The 308-nt window shown below is 71.8% G+C and carries 1 protein-coding gene; it reads right to left on the bottom strand.

Annotated elements, in window-relative coordinates:
• Nucleotides 1–204, bottom strand: a 204-nt coding sequence (locus ACSNOK_RS33705) for an STAS domain-containing protein (RefSeq protein ID WP_436784568.1), incomplete at its 3' end; no start/stop codon positions are given.
• Nucleotides 205–308: the final 104 nt, after the last annotated feature.

A 308-nucleotide genomic window follows, 5' to 3' on the forward strand; every position in this document is an offset into this window, starting at 1 on the left:
GCCCACGAGGGCGTTGAAGCCGGAGGAGTCGCAGAAGGTGACGGCGCCGAGGTCCAGAATCAAATGGCGGTGTCCCTGACCGATCAGTTCCAGGGCCCCGGTGCGCAGTTCGGGGGCGGTGTGGATGTCCAGGGCACCGGCGAGCGCGGCCACGGCGAGGCTGCCACGCGTGTGCTGGGTCGTCAGGTGAAGGGTCTCGTTCACGGGCGTCGACTCTCCGGCTGTTCGCCGCCGGGGGCGATGGTGTGGGCAGCGGCGGTGACGCCGTCCGGCACGGCGTCGGGGACGGGGACGGACAGGGCCAGCAG

Origin of the sequence: Streptomyces sp. URMC 126, from assembly GCF_051386555.1 — a bacterium.
GTDB lineage: Bacteria > Actinomycetota > Actinomycetes > Streptomycetales > Streptomycetaceae > Streptomyces.